Origin of the sequence: Arthrobacter oryzae, assembly GCF_003634095.1 — a bacterium.
Taxonomy (GTDB): Bacteria; Actinomycetota; Actinomycetes; order Actinomycetales; family Micrococcaceae; genus Arthrobacter; species Arthrobacter oryzae.
On sequence record NZ_RBIR01000001.1, the window covers coordinates 715,764 to 735,902 of the forward strand.

At 67.7% G+C, this 20,139-nt stretch carries 18 protein-coding genes; 6 read left to right on the forward strand and 12 right to left on the reverse strand.

Going from position 1 to position 20,139, the window contains the following annotated elements:
* Positions 1–124 precede the first annotated feature (124 nt).
* The 6 genes from tkt to pgl all read left to right on the forward strand — a co-directional run bounded on the left by tkt (position 125) and on the right by pgl (position 8,389).
* Positions 125–2,242 (forward strand): transketolase, encoded by a 2,118-nt coding sequence (gene tkt / locus C8D78_RS03395; RefSeq protein WP_120950430.1) that lies wholly within the window; start codon positions 125–127, stop codon positions 2,240–2,242.
* A 63-nt stretch (positions 2,243–2,305) separates the two neighbouring features.
* On the forward strand, positions 2,306–3,421 hold the full coding sequence (gene tal, locus C8D78_RS03400; RefSeq protein ID WP_120950431.1) for a transaldolase: 1,116 nt from the start codon (positions 2,306–2,308) through the stop codon (positions 3,419–3,421).
* 6 nt (positions 3,422–3,427) lie between these two features.
* Positions 3,428–5,065 (forward strand): glucose-6-phosphate isomerase, encoded by a 1,638-nt coding sequence (locus C8D78_RS03405; RefSeq protein ID WP_120950432.1) that lies wholly within the window; start codon positions 3,428–3,430, stop codon positions 5,063–5,065.
* Between the two features lie 15 nt (positions 5,066–5,080).
* Positions 5,081–6,643, forward strand: a complete 1,563-nt coding sequence (gene zwf, locus C8D78_RS03410) for a glucose-6-phosphate dehydrogenase (protein ID WP_120950433.1) — start codon at positions 5,081–5,083, stop codon at positions 6,641–6,643.
* The gene (locus C8D78_RS03415) at positions 6,640–7,581 is read left to right on the forward strand and encodes a glucose-6-phosphate dehydrogenase assembly protein OpcA (RefSeq protein WP_120950434.1); all 942 of its coding nucleotides are present in this window, start codon (positions 6,640–6,642) and stop codon (positions 7,579–7,581) included. The genes zwf and C8D78_RS03415 overlap by 4 nt, the downstream gene beginning before the upstream one ends.
* Entirely contained in the window at positions 7,571–8,389 is an 819-nt protein-coding gene (pgl, locus tag C8D78_RS03420) for a 6-phosphogluconolactonase (protein ID WP_120950435.1), read from the forward strand. The genes C8D78_RS03415 and pgl overlap by 11 nt, the downstream gene beginning before the upstream one ends.
* On the opposite strand, the gene C8D78_RS03425 is transcribed toward pgl, so the two are convergent.
* From C8D78_RS03425 to C8D78_RS03480, 12 genes are all read right to left on the reverse strand, one after another.
* Positions 8,342–8,701, reverse strand: coding sequence for an RNA polymerase-binding protein RbpA (locus C8D78_RS03425; RefSeq protein WP_341867106.1), 360 nt, complete (start codon positions 8,699–8,701; stop codon positions 8,342–8,344). The two genes, pgl and C8D78_RS03425, sit on opposite strands and share 48 nt — an antisense overlap.
* 165 nt (positions 8,702–8,866) lie before the next feature.
* Complete coding sequence (secG, locus tag C8D78_RS03430; RefSeq protein WP_120950437.1) at positions 8,867–9,124, reverse strand: preprotein translocase subunit SecG; 258 nt, start codon at positions 9,122–9,124, stop codon at positions 8,867–8,869.
* 48 nt (positions 9,125–9,172) lie between these two features.
* Complete coding sequence (tpiA, locus tag C8D78_RS03435) at positions 9,173–9,988, reverse strand: triose-phosphate isomerase (protein WP_120950438.1); 816 nt, start codon at positions 9,986–9,988, stop codon at positions 9,173–9,175.
* 97 nt (positions 9,989–10,085) lie between these two features.
* Positions 10,086–11,312, reverse strand: coding sequence for a phosphoglycerate kinase (locus C8D78_RS03440; protein WP_120950439.1), 1,227 nt, complete (start codon positions 11,310–11,312; stop codon positions 10,086–10,088).
* 10 nt (positions 11,313–11,322) lie between these two features.
* Positions 11,323–12,333, reverse strand: coding sequence for a type I glyceraldehyde-3-phosphate dehydrogenase (gene gap, locus C8D78_RS03445; protein ID WP_120950440.1), 1,011 nt, complete (start codon positions 12,331–12,333; stop codon positions 11,323–11,325).
* A gap of 265 nt (positions 12,334–12,598) precedes the next feature.
* Positions 12,599–13,222, reverse strand: coding sequence for a superoxide dismutase (locus C8D78_RS03450; protein WP_090956088.1), 624 nt, complete (start codon positions 13,220–13,222; stop codon positions 12,599–12,601).
* A gap of 165 nt (positions 13,223–13,387) precedes the next feature.
* Positions 13,388–14,368 (reverse strand): DNA-binding protein WhiA, encoded by a 981-nt coding sequence (gene whiA, locus C8D78_RS03455; RefSeq protein ID WP_090577741.1) that lies wholly within the window; start codon positions 14,366–14,368, stop codon positions 13,388–13,390.
* A 10-nt stretch (positions 14,369–14,378) separates the two neighbouring features.
* Complete coding sequence (locus C8D78_RS03460) at positions 14,379–15,398, reverse strand: gluconeogenesis factor YvcK family protein (RefSeq protein ID WP_120950441.1); 1,020 nt, start codon at positions 15,396–15,398, stop codon at positions 14,379–14,381.
* Positions 15,398–16,321, reverse strand: a complete 924-nt coding sequence (gene rapZ, locus C8D78_RS03465) for an RNase adapter RapZ (protein WP_120950442.1) — start codon at positions 16,319–16,321, stop codon at positions 15,398–15,400. The genes C8D78_RS03460 and rapZ overlap by 1 nt, the downstream gene beginning before the upstream one ends.
* 118 nt (positions 16,322–16,439) lie before the next feature.
* Positions 16,440–18,449, reverse strand: coding sequence for an excinuclease ABC subunit UvrC (gene uvrC / locus C8D78_RS03470; RefSeq protein ID WP_120950443.1), 2,010 nt, complete (start codon positions 18,447–18,449; stop codon positions 16,440–16,442).
* Between the two features lie 116 nt (positions 18,450–18,565).
* Positions 18,566–19,234, reverse strand: coding sequence for a lysophospholipid acyltransferase family protein (locus tag C8D78_RS03475; RefSeq protein WP_120950444.1), 669 nt, complete (start codon positions 19,232–19,234; stop codon positions 18,566–18,568).
* Positions 19,221–20,000 (reverse strand): HAD hydrolase-like protein, encoded by a 780-nt coding sequence (locus tag C8D78_RS03480; protein WP_167467839.1) that lies wholly within the window; start codon positions 19,998–20,000, stop codon positions 19,221–19,223. The genes C8D78_RS03475 and C8D78_RS03480 overlap by 14 nt, the downstream gene beginning before the upstream one ends.
* Positions 20,001–20,139 lie beyond the last annotated feature (139 nt).

Below are 20,139 nucleotides of genomic sequence, written 5' to 3' on the forward strand. Positions count from 1 at the left end.
TAGATCAACGTTTCGATGGTGAACGGCTGGTACGAACCGCAGCGGGCACCGAACTGTGCCCGAGGCAGGACCGAGCGTACCGCCGGCCGTCAGCACAGAGAGGGGCCCGGTTTTCGTGCCACATTTGGAAGAGCAAGAACTGTCATGGACTACCTTGGATCAGCGCGCCGTGGACACTGTCCGCGTGCTGGCCGCGGATGCGGTGGAGAAGGTCGGCAACGGCCACCCCGGTACCGCGATGAGTCTGGCGCCGGCGGCGTACCTTCTCTTCCAGAAGCTGATGCGCCACGACCCGAAGAACCCGGACTGGCTCGGCCGTGACCGGTTCGTGCTGTCTCCGGGCCACACCTCCCTGACCCTGTACATCCAGTTGTTCCTCTCCGGGTACGGCCTGGAACTGAAGGACCTGGAGGCGCTGCGCACCTGGGGTTCCCTGACCCCGGGGCACCCGGAGTACAAGCACACCGCCGGCGTGGAGATCACCACCGGCCCGCTGGGTCAGGGCCTGGCCTCCGCGGTGGGCTTCGCCTACTCGCAGCGCCGGATGCGCGGCCTGTTCGACGCCGACGCCCCGGCCGGCACCAGCCCGTTCGACCACACCGTATGGGTGATCGCCTCCGACGGCGACCTGCAGGAAGGCGTCACCTCCGAGGCGTCCTCGCTCGCCGGACACCAGGAACTGGGCAACCTCGTGGTGATCTACGACGAGAACCACATCTCGATCGAGGACGACACCGACGTCGCTTTCACCGAAAACGTCCTGGCCCGCTACGAGGCCTACGGCTGGCACACCCAGCGGGTCGACTGGACCCGGACCGGCGAATACAAGGAAGACGTCGCCGAGCTCCACGCGGCGCTGCTCGCGGCGAAGGCCGAGACGGGCAAACCCTCGATCATCTCGCTGCGGACCATCATCGGCTGGCCGGCGCCGAAGAAGCAGAACACCGGCAAGATCCACGGCTCGGCCCTGGGCGCGGAAGAGGTCGCGGCCCTGAAGAAGGTTCTCGGCTTCGATCCGGAGCGCGCGTTCCAGGTCGACGAGGATGTCCTGTCCCACACCCGCGAGGCCGAGGCCCGCGGCGCTGCCGCCCGCACCGCCTGGCAGAGCAGCTTCGAGGCCTGGCAGTCCGCCAACCCGGACAAGGCGGCCCTGCTGGAGCGCGTCGAGGCCAAGAAGCTTCCCGTCGAGCTCGACGCCGCGCTGCCGGTCTTCGAAGCCGGCAAGGACGTCTCCACGCGCGCCGCGTCGGGCAAGGTCCTCAACGCGATCGGCCCGGTCATGCCCGAACTCTGGGGCGGCTCCGCCGACCTCGCCGAGTCGAACAACACCACCATCGAGGGCGCACCTTCCTTCATTCCTACCTCCCGCTCCACCGCGGCCTGGAAGGGCAACCCCTACGGCCGGGTCCTGCACTTCGGCATCCGCGAGCACGCCGCCGCCTCGATCGTGAACGGCATCTCGCTGCACGGCCGGACCCGGGCGTTCTCCGGCACCTTCCTGATCTTCTCCGACTACCAGCGCCCCGCGATCCGCCTCGGCGCCCTGATGGGCGTCCCGTCGCTGTACGTGTGGACCCACGACTCGATCGGCCTCGGCGAAGACGGCCCCACCCACCAGCCCGTGGAACAGCTTGCTTCCCTGCGCGCCATCCCGGGCCTGGACGTGGTCCGCCCGGGCGACGCGAACGAGGTCGCCGCGGCGTGGAAGGTCATGCTGGAGAACCATGACAACCCAGCCGGCATCGTGCTGACCCGTCAGAACATCCCCACCTGGGCCCGCGGGGAGGGTGACGCCGCCGGCGACACCTTCGGCTCCACCGCCGGCGTCGCGAAGGGCGGCTACGTCCTCGCCGAAGCCTCCAAAGACGGCGCCACCGTCCCGGCGCAGGTCATCCTGATCGGCACCGGCTCCGAGGTCCAGCTCGCCGTGTCCGCACGCGAGGCCCTGCAGGCCGAGGGCATCGCCACCCGGGTCGTGTCCATGCCCTGCGTGGAATGGTTCAACAAGCAGGACCCCGCCTACCGCGAGGCCGTGCTCCCCACCACCGTGAAGGCCCGCGTCTCGGTCGAAGCCGGACTGGCCCTGGGCTGGAAGGAATTCGTCGGCGACGCCGGCCGCTCCGTCAGCCTCGAGCACTTCGGCGCCTCCGCGGACTACAAGCGCCTCTTCCAGGAGTTCGGCATCACCGCCGACGCCGTCGCCGCCGCCGCGAAGGACTCCCTCGCCACCGTCACAAACTGACCCACCACCACGGTTCCGGGGGTCCTTGCGCCCCCGGAACCCACCATTTTCAGGAGTTATGACATGACTACCCCCACCCAGCAGCTGTCCGACGCCGGCGTCTCGATCTGGCTCGACGACCTCTCCCGCGGCCGCCTGCAGACCGGTACCCTGCGTAAGCTCATCGAAGAGAAGAACGTCGTTGGCGTCACCACCAACCCGTCCATCTTCCACGCAGCCATCACCGCGGGCACGGACTACGACGCCGTCATTGCGGCCCAGGCCGCGGCCGGCGCCACCGTCGAAGAGACCGTCTTCGAAATCACCACCACCGACGTCGCCGACGCGTGCGATCTCTTCGCTCCCGTCGCCGCCGCCACAAAGGGCGTCGACGGCCGCGTTTCCATCGAGGTGGATCCGCGCCTCGCCTGGGACACCGCCGGCACCATCGCCGAAGCGAAGCACCTGTACAAGAAGGTCAACAAGGACAACGTCCTGATCAAGATCCCGGCAACGCTCGAAGGCCTCGAGGCCATCACAGCCACCCTGGCCGAAGGCATCAGCGTCAACGTGACCCTGATCTTCTCGCTGGAACGCTACCGCGCCGTGATCAACGCCTTCCAGTCCGGCCTCGAACAGGCCAAGGGCAACGGCCACGACCTCTCCACGATCCACTCCGTCGCGTCCTTCTTCGTCTCCCGCGTCGATGCGGAAATCGACAAGCGCCTCGATGCAATCGGCACCGACGAAGCCAAGGCGCTCAAGGGCAAGGCCGGCCTGGCCAACGCCCGCCTGGCCTACCAGGTCTACCAGGAGCAGTTCTCAACCGAACGCTGGACGCTCCTTGCCGAGGCCGGCGCCCTTCCGCAGCGTCCGCTGTGGGCTTCCACCGGTGTGAAGGACCCGTCCTACCCGGACACCCTCTACGTCACCGAGCTCGTCGCACCCGGCGTGGTCAACACCATGCCGGAGAAGACCCTCGACGCCACGTTCGACCACGGCACCGTCACGGGCGACACCGTCACCCGCGGCTACGACGACGCCAACGCCACGCTGAACTCCCTCGACGCACTGGGGATCTCCTACAACGAGGTTGTGGCCCTGCTTGAATCCGAGGGCCTGGACAAGTTCGTGGCCAGCTGGAAGGAACTGCTGGGGGACGTCGAAGGCGCCCTGGCCTCTGCACGGAAGGCTTCCTAACCCACCATGAGCACACTCAGCTACGACGCCAGCGGCGCAGCCCGCCAGGCCCATGAGCAGCACCTGCCCGCACTCCTGGCAGACCGCATCGCCACCCGGATCTTCGCGAAGGACCCCACCCTCTGGGGGCCCGATGCCGAGGCCGAGGCCGCTGTCCGGTTGGGCTGGGTCGAGGCGGCCACCGTCTCCCAGCCTCTGGTCGGCGGCATCCTGGAACTCCGCGACGCACTGCGGGCCGAGGGCGTGAGCCGCATCGTCCTTTGCGGCATGGGGGGATCCTCCCTGGCGCCCGAGGTCATTGCGGGCACCGCTGGCGTCGAGCTGACCGTGCTGGACAGCACCGATCCCGAACAGGTCAGCGCCGCCCTGGCGGACCGCCTGGCCGAAACGGCCATCGTTGTGTCCTCCAAATCCGGCTCCACCGTGGAAACCGACTCCCAGCGCCGCATCTTCGAGCAGGCATTCACGGATGCCGGCATCGACGCAAAGAGCCGCATCATCATCGTCACCGACCCGGGCTCGCCGCTGGACAAGGCGGCGCGTGAGGCCGGCTACCGCGCCGTCTTCAACGCCGATCCGAACGTCGGCGGCCGTTTCTCAGCGCTGACCGCCTTCGGGCTGGTCCCCTGCGGGTTGGCCGGAGTGGACATCCAGGCCTTCCTGGACGAAGCCGAGGAAGCCGCCGAAATCCTCAATGACGACTCGGAAGACAACATCGGGCTGGCCTTGGGCACCGCCCTGGGCGGCACCAGCCCGTTGCGCAACAAGATCGTCATCGCCGAAGACGGCTCAGGAATCGCGGGCTTCGCCGACTGGGCCGAACAGCTCATCGCCGAATCCACGGGCAAGCTGGGCACCGGCGTGCTGCCGGTCGTGGCCGGCCCCGCCTCCCCCGAAGCAACGCTTGGGGCCCCGGATGTCCTCGTTGTCCGGCTCGTTGCGGCGGACGCCGACGACGTGCAGCTCGGCGAGAACGAGGTCGCCATTGCCGGCGGCCTCCCCACCCAGATGATGGTCTGGGAATTCGCTACCGCGGTGGCCGGCCGGCTGCTGGGCATCAACCCGTTTGACCAGCCCGACGTCGAGGCCGCCAAAATTGCCGCCCGCGGCCTGCTGGACGCTCAGCCGGAGCCGACGCCGGCCAACTTCACCGACGGCGCCATCGAAGTCCGCGGCGGAGCGTGGCTCGGCAACGCGGCCACCGCTGCAGAGGCCGTCGGCGCCCTGCTGGCCGAACTCGGCCCGGACAGCTACCTCAGCGTCCAGGCCTATTTCGACCGGATCGCCTACGCGGAGCTCGAAGGCGTCCGGGACCAACTGGCGGCCGTCAGCCGCCGCCCGGTCACGTTCGGCTGGGGCCCGCGCTTCCTGCACTCCACGGGCCAGTTCCACAAGGGCGGACCCGCAATCGGTGTGTTCCTGCAGGTCACAGCCGCCTCCGCAACGGACCTCGCCATCCCGGACCGTCCCTTCACGTTCGGCGAACTGATCTCGGCGCAGGCCGCGGGTGACGCGCAGGTCCTCTCCGACCATGGCCGTCCGGTCCTCCGGCTGCACCTGGCTGACCGCGCTGCAGGGGTGAAGCAGTTCCAGGAACTCATCACCTCCCTTGCCGGCCAGCCAGCATCCTCTACTGAAAGCTAAGGCACCCAAGCAACCATGCCAGAAACCTACAACGGCGGCAGGAACACGGCCGGCCGCGGGCGCAATCCGCTCCGGGACCCCCGTGACCGCCGCCTAAACCGAATTGCCGGACCGTCATCGCTGGTCCTTTTCGGCGTGACCGGGGACCTCGCCCGCAAGAAGCTCATGCCGGCCGTGTACGACCTCGCCAACCGGGGACTGCTGCCGCCGAGCTTCGCCCTGGTGGGCTTCGCCCGCCGTCAATGGGAGAACGAGGACTTCGCCGCGGAGGTCAAGGAGTCCGTCAAGGCGTACGCCCGGACCCCGTTTGATGAAACGGTCTGGAAGCAGCTCTCCGAGGGCATCCGGTTCGTGCAGGGCGAGTTCGACGACGACGAGGCGTTCAAGCGGCTCTCCGACACGATCGACGAGCTCGACGAACAGCGCGGCACGCGGGGCAACCATGCGTTCTACCTCTCCATCCCGCCGAAAGCCTTCGAACAGGTCTGCCGGCAGCTCTCCAAACACGGCCTGGCCCAGGCCGAAGGTGACAAATGGCGCCGCGTGGTGATCGAAAAGCCGTTCGGGCACGACCTCGAATCGGCCCGCCAGCTCAACGACATCGTTGAGTCGGTGTTCCCGCCGGACGCCGTCTTCCGGATCGATCACTACCTGGGCAAGGAGACGGTGCAGAACATCCTGGCACTGCGCTTCGCCAACCAGCTCTTCGAGCCGCTCTGGAACGCCAACTACGTCGACCACGTCCAGATCACCATGGCCGAGGACATCGGCACCGGCGGCCGGGCAGGCTACTACGACGGCGTGGGCGCGGCCCGCGACGTCATCCAGAACCACCTCCTGCAGCTCCTGGCCCTGACGGCCATGGAGGAACCGATCTCCTTCAACGCCGATGACCTGCGGGCCGAGAAAGAAAAGGTCCTCGCGGCCGTCCGGCTCCCCGAGGACCTCTCCACCCACTCTGCCCGCGGACAGTTCACGGGCGGCTGGCAGGGCGGCGAGGAGGTCCTGGGCTACCTGGAGGAAGAGGGTATCCCGGCCGATTCGAAGACCGAGACGTTCGCCGCGATCCGCGTGGACATCAACACCCGGCGCTGGTCCGGCGCGCCGTTCTACCTGCGCGCCGGCAAACGGCTGGGGCGCCGGGTGACGGAGATCGCCGTCGTGTTCAAACGCGCGCCGAACCTGCTGTTCACCGACCACGGCGAGGACGACTTCGGCCAGAACGCCGTCGTCATCCGGGTGCAGCCCGACGAGGGCGCCACCATCCGGTTCGGGTCCAAGGTCCCGGGCACCCAGATGGAGGTCCGCGACGTCACCATGGACTTCGGCTACGGCCACTCCTTCACCGAGTCCAGCCCCGAAGCGTACGAACGCCTCATCCTCGACGTGCTGCTGGGCGAACCCCCGCTGTTCCCCCGGCACGCCGAGGTCGAACTGTCCTGGAAGATCCTTGACCCCTTCGAGGAATACTGGGCGGGCCTGGCTGAACAGCCCGAGCCTTACCGACCCGGCAGCTGGGGCCCCGCCTCCGCTGACGAACTCCTTGCCCGCGACGGACGAACCTGGAGAAGGCCATGATCGTAGATCTTCCCGACACCACCACCTCCAAGATTTCGAAGAAGATCATGGCCCTGCGCGAGCAAGGCGGCGTGATCGCCCTGGGCCGGGTGCTGACCCTCGTGGTCGTCACCCGTTCCGGGCTCGAGGAGGAGGCCATCGAGGCCGCCAACGAGGCCAGCCGGGAACACCCGTGCCGGATCATCGTCCTCGCCGACGCCGGGGCGTCCGCCCCGACCCGGCTGGACGCCCAGATCCGGGTAGGCGGCGACGCCGGGGCTTCCGAGGTCATCCTGCTGCGCGGTTACGGCGAACTCGCCGAGGAAAGCGAATCCCTCGTCGCGGCGCTGCTGCTCCCGGACGCCCCGATTGTGGCCTGGTGGCCGCACGGCGCTCCCCGGAACGCCTGCCAGACCTCGATCGGCAGCATCGCACACCGCCGCATCACCGACTCCGCCAACGAGGCGGACCCGGTAGGGGCGCTGGAAAACATCCGCCGCACCTACAAGGCCGGAGACACCGACCTCGCCTGGACCCGCCTGACCAACTGGCGCATCCAGCTGGCCGCGGTCCTGGACCAGGTGGACGATTCCCCGGTGACGGCTGTCACCGTCGAAGGCGCCTCGGACTCCCCCAGCACCATCCTGCTCGCGGCCTGGCTCACACTGGCACTGGACGTTCCGGTGACGATCGTGGCGGACCCGGCCGGAACCGGCATCCGCCGCGTCCGCCTGAGCCGGCCCGGTGGCGACATCCAGCTCTTCCGCCCGGGGCTGACCGTCGCGGAACTGACCCAGCCGGGCCAGCCCGCGCAGCGGATCTCCCTGCCGCGACGCAGCCTCAAGGACTGCCTCGCCGAGGAACTCCGCCGCCTGGATCCGGACGAAGTCTTCGGCGAAGTGATTACTATGGGACTGCCACGTACCAATCTAAGGAGTGTCCGTCCCAGTGAGCGCTGACCCGAGAGTAAGCATCCATCCTGACTCGACTGTCCTGATGGCTGCGATCGCCGCCCGCCTGATCACCAAGCTGGTCGACATCCAGGACCGGCACGGCGAGGCAACGGTGGTGCTTACCGGGGGCACGATGGGCATCGGTTCGCTCAAGGCCGTGGCCGAGTCTGCGGCGGCGTCCGCCGTCGACTGGTCCAAGGTCAACTTCTGGTGGGGAGACGAGCGCTTCCTGCCGGCGGACGACGCCGAGCGCAACGCCCGCCAGGCCCATGAGGCCCTGCTGTCCCGCATCGCCGTCGACCCGGCGCGCGTCCACATCCCCGGTTCCTCCGATGACTTCGAGAGCCCGGAGGAGGCTGCGGCGGACTATGCCCGTCGTCTGGCTGTTGCGGCCGCCGCCGAGCACGCCGCGGACATGTCCGACGACCGGCCGGAACGCCCGGCACGACTCCCGCGCCTGGACATTGTCCTGCTCGGCGTCGGCCCCGATGCGCACGTCGCGTCGCTCTTCCCGGAGCAGGCCGGCATCCGCGAGAAGGAACTCACAGTCGTGGGCGTGCGCAACTCGCCCAAACCGCCGCCGGGCCGCGTGTCACTGACCCTGCCGGCTATCAATACGGCCTCTGAGGTATGGATGGTGGTGGCCGGAGAGGACAAGGCCGGTGCCGTCGGCCTAGCCCTGGCGGGCGCCAACCCGGTGCAGGTTCCCGCGGCCGGGCCTCGCGGCCGCCGCGAAACCCTGTGGCTGATTGATGAAAACGCGGCCTCACGGGTCCCGGAGCAGCTCGTCCGGAAGGGTCCGTCCGGCGCGTAGCCGTTCCAGCGCTCCGGCCAGCACGTCTTCGGCGTCCTGGCTGGAGCGCCGCTCTTTAACGTATTCCAGGTGCGTCTTGAAGCCCTCGGACGGCGTGTCATCCAGGGCGAACTTCGTTTCGTCGCGGGTGGCGGTGCCGCCGCAGCGCCGGCAGTCCCAGACGCCCGGGATCTGGTCCTCTGGCAGTTGGGCGAACACGAGCGACGTGTCGTGGCCCTTGGCGCACCAGTAGGAGACACGAATACGGGGCTGGCGTACGCCGGCCCCGTTGAGTGGCTCGTGACGGGGCGAGGCCCCCTCGGTCGCGCCCACGCGGATTCCTTTGAATCCGGAAGCAGAATGCAGCATCGGGAACTCCTGGCTACTTAGCTGGTGGAATGGTGCTTGCCTCCAGCAGTGTAGTTCGCGAGTTCCCGATGCCGGGAGGGCCGCAAGACCCCTTATGAAGTTTTTGGGAACGATGCCCTAAACGATGTCCTAGGAGTCGGCGCCGGTGCTGAATCGCATCAGCAGGCCGAGGGCGATGATCACGACGCCCCAGGTGACCCCGAGGATGATCGTGAAGCGGTTGAGGTTCCGCTCCGCGACGCCAGAGGAGCTCAGTCCGGAACTCATGCCGCCGCCGAACATGTCCGACAGGCCGCCTCCGCGTCCCTTGTGGAGCAGGATGAGCAACGTCAGCAGGAGGCTGGTGATGCCCAGGAGGACCTGCAGAATGACATGAAGAACGTCCACGACGGCCTTTCAGAAGAATTGGATTGCGGGGGCCAAGCTGTGTCCGGACTAATCCGTCAACAGGTGACTCTCGAACCTGACAATATTAGCAAACTCGGCAGCGTCCAGGCTGGCACCGCCGACCAGCAAGCCGTCGACGTCGCGTTCCTTCAGGATGGAGGCCGCGTTGTTCGCCTTGACCGACCCGCCGTAGAGCAGCCGGGTCTTGGCTGCGACGTCGGCCCCGAACAGCGTGGACAGTTCGGCGCGGATGGCTGCGCACATTTCCTGCGCGTCCTCCGGGCCGGCGACCTCGCCCGTGCCGATGGCCCAGACGGGCTCGTATGCGACGACAAGCTCGGCGGCCCGCTCCGGGGTGAGGCCGTCGACGCCGGCGCGCAGCTGGGCCAGCGTGTGGTCGACGTGGGTGCCGGCCTGCCGGACCTCGAGGCCTTCACCGACGCAGAGGACCGGAGTGATGCCGTGCTTGAATGCGGCCTTGGTCTTGGCGTTGAGGACGGAGTCCGACTCGTTGTGGATGGTGCGGCGTTCGCTGTGGCCGACCAGGACGTAGCTGCAGCCGAGCTTGGCCAGGAACTGCCCGGAGATATCACCGGTGTAGGCGCCGGAGTCGAACTGGGAGAGATCCTGGCCGCCGTAGGCGACGGCGAGTTCGTCGCCCTGGACGAGGGTCTGGACGCCACGAAGGTCCGTGAACGGCGGGAAGACTGCAACCTCCACCCGGCTGAAGTCGTGCTTGGCGTCGGACAGGGTCCACGCAAGCTTCTGCAGGAGGGTGATGCCCTGGACATGGTCCATGTTCATCTTCCAGTTGCCGGCGATGAAGGGCTTGCGGTCGAATTTACCGTTGGTTGACGTGGTCACGTGATCTCCAAGTGCTTGTCGTGGGGACAGCAGGCAGGGTGCCCGGATCCTTGCGGAGGGGCACCCTGCCGGCTCGTTTGCCTGGCGGCTGGTGCTTCTAGCGGTCGAGGACGCTCAGGCCCGGGAGTTCCTTGCCTTCAAGGTACTCCAGGCTTGCGCCGCCGCCGGTGGAAATGTGGCCGAACTGGTCGTCGGCGAAGCCGAGGGTCCGGACCGCGGCGGCGGAATCGCCGCCGCCCACCACCGTGAAAGCATCGGTCTCCGTCAGCGCCTGGGCGATTGCCCGGGTACCGGCGGCAAAGGCCGCGAATTCGAACACGCCCATGGGACCGTTCCAGAACACCGTCTTGGCGCCCTCGATCCGGTGCGCGAACGCCGCGGCCGACTCCGGCCCGATGTCCAGCCCGATGCCCTGGGCGCCGAAGCTGCTGGACTCAATGGCGTCGGCGGAAATCGTCTCGTGCTCGGCGTCGGCGGCGAACTTGCTGGCCACCACAACATCGGTGGGGACAACGAACTCGGTGCCGGCGTCCGCTGCCCGCTTCAGGTAGTCCTGCACGACCGGGATCTGGTCCTCTTCGAGCAGGCTGCCCGCGACCTTGTGGCCCTCGGCGGCGAGGAACGTGAACAGCATGCCGCCGCCCACGAGGATCGTGTCCGCCTTGCCGATGAGGTTGTCGATAACGGCGAGCTTGTCCGAGACCTTGGAGCCGCCGAGGACGACGACGTAGGGCCGCTGGGTGTCGGTGGTGAGCTTGCGCAGCACCTCCACCTCCGTGCGGACGAGGTCGCCCTGGTAGGACGGCAGCCGGGTGGCGACGTCGTACACGCTCGCGTGCTTGCGGTGCACGGCACCGAAGGCATCATCGACGAAGGCGCCGTTGTCACCGGTGAGGGCGACGAGTTCGTCCGCGAAGGCGCCGCGTTCGGCGTCGTCCTTGGAGGTTTCGCGTGCATCGAAGCGCACGTTTTCCAGGACCAGCACTTCGCCGTCCCGGAGCGCCGAGGCCAGCTCCCTGGCCGACTCGCCCACCGTGTCGGCGGCCAGCGAGACCTTGAAGCCGGCAAGCTCGGCCAGCCGCGCCGCCGCGGGCTTGAGTGAGTACTTGTCCTCGGGGGCGCCCTTGGGGCGGCCCAGGTGTGCTGTCACCAGCACGCGGGCACCGGCATCCGTCAGCTTCGCCAGCACTGGCAGGGAGGCCTTGATCCGGCCGTCGTCAGTCACTGTAGAGCCGTCGAGCGGCACGTTCAGGTCACTTCTGACCAGAACGTACCGCCCGCGGACACCATCAGCGATCAGTTCGTTGAGGGTGTGGAATGTCATGAGTCTTACCCTAGCCCAGCTTGGACGCGACAAGCTCCGTCAGGTCCACGAGGCGGTTGGAGTAACCCCACTCGTTGTCATACCAGGAAACAACCTTGACCTGGTTGCCGATCACCTTGGTCAGGCCCGAGTCGAAGATGGACGATGCAGGGTCACCCACGATGTCCGAGGAGACGATCGGCTCGTCCGTGTAGGTCAGCAGGCCCTTGAGCTCTTTGCTCTCGGAGGCGGCCTTGAGGGCGGCGTTGACTTCCTCGACGGTGGTCTCGCGGGAGACCGTGACCGTCAGGTCCGTGGCGGAGCCGGTGGGGACCGGGACACGGATCGCGTAGCCGTCGAGCTTGCCCTTGAGCTCCGGCAGGACCAGGCCGATTGCCTTGGCCGCACCCGTGGAGGTGGGGACCATGTTGATGGCGGCGGCGCGGGCGCGGCGGAGGTCGTTGTGCGGACCGTCCTGGAGGTTCTGGTCGGCGGTGTACGCGTGGATGGTGGTCATCAGTCCGCGCTCGATGCCGAAGGCGTCGTTGACGACCTTGGCCAGCGGGCCGAGGCAGTTGGTGGTGCAGGAGGCGTTGGAGATGATGTGGTGCGCGGCGTCGTCGTACAGTCCGTCGTTGACACCCATCACAATCGTGATGTCCTCGTTCGAGGCCGGGGCGGAGATCAGGACCTTCTTGGCACCGGCGTCGATGTGCTTCTGCGCGTCGGCCGCCTTCGTGAAGAAGCCCGTGGATTCGATGACGATGTCGACGCCAAGCTCGCCCCAGGGCAGCTTGGCGGGGTCGCGCTCGGCGAGGACCTTGACGGTCTTGCCGTCGACGACGATGTTGCCGTCCTTGACCTCGATGGATTCCGCCAGGCGACCGCCCACGGAGTCGTACTTGAAGAGGTGAGCGAGGGCTTCCGGGCTGGTGAGGTCGTTGACCGCAACGATCTCAAGGTCTGCGCCCTGTGCGAGGGCGGCGCGGAAGTAGTTGCGGCCGATACGGCCAAAGCCGTTGATGCCAATACGGGTCGTCACGTTTTCAGTCTCCTTGGTGCTCTTGCGAGCACGACTAGTTGAGAAGGCGTTCAAGCCAACTAACAGATCCCGCACGCCATTGGGCAGAGATAATTACCAGATCGGAGGACGACCAGCCACGTTGCTGAAGGCTAACCGCCTTCCGTGATCCATCTTACGTTTAACTGGGACCGCCCCCGCAAGTGCAGGGGCAGTCCGTCCACATTTCGGGCTGAACGGCCCGTAATGTGAGGTTTGTTACAAGCGCGAGTCGGTCAGATCACACTTAGAGGGTGATCAGGCCCGTCGCGTTCTTGCGGGCGGCGTCGAAGCGCTTGGCGACGTCGGCCCAGTTCACGATGTTCCAGAACGCCTTGACGTAGTCGGCCTTGACGTTGACGTAGTCCAGGTAGAAGGCGTGCTCCCACATGTCCAGCATCAGCAGCGGGGTGGTGCCGAGTGCGACGTTGCCCTGCTGATCGTAGAGCTGCTCGATGACCAGGTTGCCGCCGATCGGCTCGTAGGCCAGGAAGCCCCAGCCGGAACCCTGCAGGCCCAGCGCCGCGGCGCTGAACTGGGCGCGGAAGGCGTCAAACGAGCCGAACGCGTCATCGATGGCTGCCGCGAGCTCGCCCTCGGGCTTGTCGCCGCCGTCCGGGGACAGGTTCTTCCAGAAGACGGAGTGGTTGATGTGGCCGCCGGTGTGGAACGCGAGGTCCTTGGAGAGGCGGTTGATGTTGGCGAAGTCGCCCTTCTCGCGCGCCTCGGCCAGCTGGGCGAGGGCGTTGTTGGCGCCGGTCACATAGGCGGCATGGTGCTTGCTGTGGTGCAGCTCCATGATCTTCGCGGAGATGTGCGGCTCCAGTGCTGCGTAGTCGTAGTCGAGCTCAGGCAGTACGTACTCGGTCACAAAATCCTCCAATGTCGTGGACAGGTTGTCCGGTTCGGTAACTCTCGGATTGTGCATCCGGATGGGCAAGCACCCGGAAGTGTGTGGTGAACCCGGGATCCGGTGGGCATAACCTCCGATGCCGCCGAGGTATTTCCACCAACTGGATCTGATTCTAGGGGCGGGCTAGTCGTCGAGCATCTCCGGCGTCACATTGGCCTCCGTGCCCGGGATGCCGAGGTCCTGGGCCCGCTTGTCCGCCATGGCCAGAAGCCGGCGGATCCTTCCGGCGATGGCGTCCTTGGTCATGACGGGGTCGGCGAGGCGGCCCAGCTCGTCCAGGCTGGCCTGTTTGTGCGCGACCCGCAGCTCGCCGGCGTATTTGAGATGGTCCGGGACGTCGTCGCCGAGGATTTCCAAGGCGCGGTCCACCCGCGCGCCGGCGGCCACCGCGGCCTGGGCGGAGCGGCGCAGATTGGCGTCGTCGAAGTTCGCGAGCCGGTTGGCCGTGGCACGGACCTCCTTGCGCATGCGGCGTTCCTCCCAGACCATGAGCGCGTCGTGGGCGCCCATGCGGGTCAGCAGCGCGGCGATCGTGTCGCCGTCGCGGATGACCACGCGGTCCACTCCCCTGACCTCGCGGGCCTTGGCCTGGATGCCGAGGCGGCGGGCGGCGCCGACGAGGGCCAGGGCCGACTCGGGGCCGGGGCACGTGACCTCCATGGCGGAGGAGCGGCCGGGCTCGGTGAGCGAGCCGTGCGCCAGGAAGGCGCCGCGCCAGACGGCCTCGGCGTCCGCGGCGGATCCATTGACCACCACGGAGGGCAGACCGCGGACGGGCCGGCCGCGCGCGTCCAGGAGCCCGGTCTGGCGGGCCAGGGCCTCGCCGTCGCGGACCACGCGCACCACGTAGCGGCTCCCGCGGCGCAGGCCGCCGCCGGAGACGACGATGATCTCGCTCTGGTGGCCGTAAACCTCGGCGATCGCGGCACGCAGCCGCCGGGCGGTCGATGCGAGGTCCACCTCGGCCTCGATCACGATCCGGCCCGAGATGATGTGCAGCCCGCCGGCGAAGCGGAGCATGGCGGAGACCTCGGCCTTGCGGACCGAGGATTTCTTGATATCCAGACGGGAAAGTTCTTCCTTGACTGATGCTGTCAGTGCCATGGCACCTTTCCTAACTATTCCCGAAAATATCGTGGTACGCCGTCGCCAGCCGCAGCGGATCGTGGACCGGACGGCGACCAGACGCCCCCACTTTACCCAAGACCACCTCGGCACCGAGCATCCCGGCCGCCTGCTGGAAGTCGGGCATGTCCTTGATCGACGCCGGATCGGCCAGGACGACGTCGATCGTAAAGTCCGGCGCGTACTCGCGGAGCACCCGGAGGTGGTCGGCGGCGGTCATGCCCGCGGTCTCCTTGGTGTCCGTGGCGAGGTTCATGGTCAGGCAGCGCCGGGCGGCCGTGTTGCACAGGGCCTCGCGCATTTCCGGGAGCAGCAGGTGGGGCAGCACGGATGTGTACCAGGAGCCCGGGCCCAGGATGACCCAGTCGGCCAGCTCGATTGCGGTCAGCGCCTCCATGCACGCGGGCGCGTTCTCGGGCAACAGCCGGACATGCTCCAGGGACCCCGCCACGGCGCATTTTGCCTGCCCGGTCAGGGTCTGCAGGGCCGTGGTGCCGTCCGAAGCCGTGACCCGCACCTGGCCTTCGATGGTGAGCGGGATGCTGGACATCGGCAGGACCTCGCCGCGGGCGCCGAGCAGGGCTCCGGCCCATTTGAGGCCGACCACCGTGTCGCCCAGCAGCTCCCAGAGGGTGACGATCAGGAGGTTGCCCATGGCATGTTCGTCGAGGGAACCGCCGGGGCCCTTGCCCGGGGCGAAGCGGTGCTGCATGACGTCGCGCCAGGTGCGGCCCCAGTCGGTGTCGTCGCACAGCGCGGACAGGGCCATGCGGAGATCGCCGGGCGGCAGGACGCCGTACTCCTCACGGAGCCGGCCGGAGGACCCGCCGTCGTCCGCGACCGTGACGATCGCGGTGAGTTCGGAGGTCAGCAGCCGAAGCGCGGATAGCGACGCGGACAGGCCGTGGCCGCCGCCAAGCGCCACCACGGAGGGGCCCTTGTCCTGTTGGCTGGCGAAGGCCGCGCTGGCGGGCGGGACCAAGGGCAGGGGGCCGGTCAGCAGCGCCATTACTCGCGGCCTAGGTCCCGGTGTGTCGTCGTCACGGTGACGCGCGGATACTGCGCCAGCCGCCGGGACAGCTCGACGGCCACCGCCACGGAGCGGTGCTTTCCGCCGGTGCAGCCCACGGCGATCGTGGCATAGTGCTTGTTCTCGCGCCGGTAGCCGTCCAGGACCGGTTCGAGGGCCAGGACGTAGCGTTCCACGAAGTCACTGACGCCCTGGGCCTCCAGGACGTAGTCGCTGACGTCCTTGTCCAGTCCGGTATGCGGGCGCAACTGCGGCACCCAGTGCGGGTTTGGGATGAAGCGGGCGTCGGCGACGAAGTTGGCGTCCACCGGCAGCCCGTACTTGAAGCCGAAGCTCATGACGTTCAGCCGCAGCGCCACCGGTCCCGTCTCACTGAAGAGTTCCGTAATGGCCGTCGCGAGGCCGTGGACGTTCAGCGAGGACGTGTCCAGGACAATGTCCGCGGTGTCCTTCAATTCACGGACAAGCTCGCGCTCCGCGGCAATCCCGTCCAGGATCCGGCCCCCGCCTTGGAGCGGATGAGGCCGCCGACCCTGTTCGAAGCGCCGGACCAGGACGTCGTCGTTCGCGTCGAGGAACAACACGCGGAAGGTCACGCCGGTCGCCTCCAGGGCGCGCAGGGCCGCGCGCATGTCGGCGAACAGCTCATTGCTCCTGACGTCCATCACGACGGCGAGCTTGGACATTGAGTGCGGTGTCCGCGAGACCAGTTCCGCGAGCGTGCCCAGCATCTGCGGCGGGAGGTTTTCCACCACGTACCAGCCATGGTCCTCAAGGGCGTCGGAGGCGGTGCTCCGGCCCGCTCCGGACATTCCGGTCACTACGAGCAGTTCGGCCTCAACGGGTTTGACGGGTGTCATGCCGTCCGTATCCGTCCCGGATCCTGCCGTCGACTCTGCCATCAGTGAAGTCCCATCTTTGCCTGTGCGATCTGCTTTTTCGCTGAAGTATGCCGGGCAGCAGTGATGCCGCCCGGGCGGATACCCAAGTCTTTACCCTAGCTAAGTTTGGCGGTGCTAGCTAAGCGTCAAGGATTTCACCCGTGGTCATGTTGACCGCCGGAACCGCGGCGGCTGCCTCGCCGCCGTCGGCAGTGAAGTGCCGGACGATTGCGGCGGCCAGGGAAGGGCCGATTCCCTTGGCGCCCGTGAGCTCGTCCAGTGTCGCGGCTTTGATGCCCTTGACGGACCCGAACTCGGCCAGGAGGGCCTTGCGTTTGGACTCCCCCAGCCCGGGCACGCCGTCGAGCGCGGAAGCCGTCATGGCCTTGCCGCGCTTTTGTCGGTGGAAGGTGATGGCGAAGCGGTGGGCCTCGTCGCGGATCCGCTGCAGCAGGTACAGCCCGGCCGAGGCGCGCGGCAGGATCACGGGGAAGTCGCTGTCCGGCAGCCACACTTCTTCGAGCCTCTTGGCCAGGCCGACGACGTACACGTCCTCGATGCCCAACTCCGCCAGTGCCCGGGCGGCGGCGTTGACCTGCGGCTTTCCGCCGTCGACGACGACGAGGTTGGGAGGGTAGGCGAACTTGGAGCGCGGCGCCGGCGTGGTGGAGTCGGCGACAGCCGCCGCTGTTGCCGCTTCCAGCGCTGCCTGGTGCGCAGGCTTCGCAGCGGCCGCCGCCTGCTCGTTCTTCTCGTCGAGATAGTGCCGGAACCGCCGGGTCAGGACATCGTGCATGGCCGCGGTGTCGTCGTTGGCCGCCGCGCCGGTCACGCCGAACTTCCGGTAGTCGGACTTCTTCGGCAGGCCGTCCTCCACGACCACCATCGAGCCGACCACGTTGGTGCCCTGGACATGGGAGATGTCGAAGCATTCGATGCGGAGCAGCGCCACCGGGAGCTCGAGGGCCTCCTGCAGTTCCTGGAGGGCCTGGGAGCGCATAGTAAGGTCACCGGCACGCCGGGACTTGTGCAGTTTGAGGGCGTGCTCGGCGTTCTCGCGGACCGTGGACATGAGCGCGGCCTTGTCACCGCGCTGGGGAACCCGGACGTCCACCCGGGCTCCGCGCAGCCCGCTGAGCCATTGCGTGAGTTCCTCGGCGTTGCTGGGCTCGGCGGGAACCAGGACTTCCCGGGGCAGCCTGCCCTGCAGCCCGGCTTCCTCGCCGTAGACCTGCTGGAGCAGATGTTCGACGAGCTCCGGGGTGGTGGAGTCCTCGACTTTTTCCACCACCCAGCCGCGCTGGCCGCGGATCCTGCCGCCGCGGACGTGGAACACCTGGACGGCGGCCTCAAGCTCGTCCTCGTGCAGCGCGAAGACGTCCGCGTCGGTGCCCTCGGCGAGGACCACGGCGTTGCGCTCGAAGACTTTTTTCAGCGCCACGATGTCGTCCCGGAGTCGCGCCGCGCGTTCGTAGTCTAGCTCGGCGACCGCGGCGGCCATCTCCCGTTCCAGCCGGTTGACGAACGGCTTGGCTTCGCCCGCCATGAAGGTGCAGAAGTCCTCGGCAAGGGCCCGGTGGTCCTCGGCGGAGATTCGGCCGACGCAGGGAGCGGAGCACTTGTCGATGTAGCCCAGCAGACAGGGCCGGCCGCTGGCCTCGGCGCGTTTGAGCACGCCGGCGCTGCAGCTGCGCACGGGGAAGACCCGCAACAAGGTGTCCATGGTGTCCCGAATCGCCCCGGCGGTGTAGGGGCCGAAATACCGGGTTCCCTTGCGCCGGTCACCACGCAGTACCTGGACGCGCGGGTACTTCTCCCCCATCGTCACGGCCAGGTACGGGTAGGTCTTGTCATCCCGGAACATCACGTTGAAGCGCGGCGTGAATTCCTTGATCCAGGTGTATTCCAGCTGCAGGGACTCGAGTTCGCTGCCCACCACGGTCCATTCGACACTGCTGGCCGTGTGCACCATCGCGTAGGTCTTCGGCAGGAGCCCGGCCGGGTTGGCGAAGTAGGAGTTCAGGCGCGAACGCAGGTTCTTGGCCTTGCCGACATAGATCACCCGGCCGTGCGGGTCGCGGAAGCGGTACACGCCCGGATTGGTCGGAATCTCACCCGTCTGGGGTCGGTAACTCGCTGGATCTGCCACGGTACAAGTCTACTGAGCCGACGGCGGTGACATGGCACCTGTCCGGCCGCGAGCCCCGGGGCCGGACGAGCCCGCGGGCCGGCAGAGCCCGGGCACGCCGGGCACAGCAGGCGGGCCTATTCGACCGTTTTGCTTTGGTTGTAGCTTGCGGAGCGTTCCTGGCCGCTCAGTTCCGCGATCGCGTCCATGATGCGGTCCGTGACCTGGCGACGTGCCGGCAGGGAGTGGTCCGGTCCGGTCTTCTCGAAATACAGCGGTTCGCCGACCTTCATCGTGAAGTGCTGCGGCTTGACGGATTTGCTGTCCGCGGGCTGCAGGTGTTCCGTGCCAATCAGGCCCACCGGGATGACGGGGGCGCCCGTGGTGAGGGCCAGCCAGCCGACCCCGGTCCGGCCGCGGTACAGCACGCCGTCGCGGGAGCGCGTGCCTTCGGGGTAGATGCCGATGCCGCGTCCGGCGTCGAGGATGTCCAGCAGTGTCTTCAGGGCCTGGACGCTGGCCGCCTGCTCGCCGCGCTCCACCGGGATGGAACCCACGGCTTCGAAGAAGGACTTCATGACCTTGCCCTTGACTCCGCCCGTGGTGAAGTATTCAGCCTTCGCAAAGAAGGCAACGGGCCGCGGCATGAGGGCCTGGACTATCACGCTGTCCAGGAAGGAGAGGTGGTTGGGGGCAACGATGAACGGCCCGTCCTTGGGCACGTTTTCCAGCCCGATGACCGTGGGGCGGCACGTGGAAGAGATGAGCCGGCGCGTGGTCCAGCGGATTGCGTCAAACATTTCCATGGGTGTGCACCTCGTTCAGGGCTGTGGTCCCCGGGCGTTCGGAGAGCCTGGCGATCGTCGCGTGGAGCGCCGCGGCGGTGTGCACGATCTCGACGGCACCGGCCGCGTGCAGTTCCCCGTCGGGCGCAAAGCCCCAGCCTACGCCGATGCAGTCCAGTCCGTTCGCAGCCGCCCCGGCCACGTCCTGTGCCCGGTCCCCCACCATGACGGCCCGGCCGGGCGACGCGGCGGAAGCCGACGCCAGGTCCGAGAGCGCTGCCGCAACGATTTCGGCCTTTCCTTCGGGTACAGAGCCTTCGGGTACAGAGCCTTCGGCGACGGGCCCCGCGTCCGGGACGCCGGCCGCCTCGTCAGCGGCGGACCCGCGGATGGTATGGAAGAGCCCGGCGATGCCGTGGTGCGCCAGGACGGTGCGGGCCAGTCCTTCCGGCTTCTGGGTGGCGACGGCGATCGGGCGCCCGGCTGCCACGAAGTCCTCGAGGAGGCCGCGGATGCCCGGGTAGAGCCGGCCCTGGGCGATGCCCGTCGCAATGTAGTGCGCCCGGTAGATCCTGACGGCTTCGGCCAGCAGGGCCTCGGGGACGCCGGCGATTTCTGTGAGGGAATGACTCAGCTTGGGACCAATCATGGCGTCCATCCGGGACTTGCCCGGAACCGGGAGGCCGAGTTCGGTGAGGGCCGCGGCGATTCCGTCCGTTATCCCGCCGGCCGGATCGACAAGAGTGCCATCAAGGTCGAAGATCACGGGCACTGTTGTATGCGTCACCGGCTTAGTTTCTCACGAGTGAGCGGATGCCAGAAATTCGCATGCTCCCTCGGGAATACATCAGCGGCACCCGTCCCGGAGCCGGAGGGAGAAGCGCGCGTCGCCGCCCGCGCGTCCCCCGCCCGGTTCACCCGCGCCA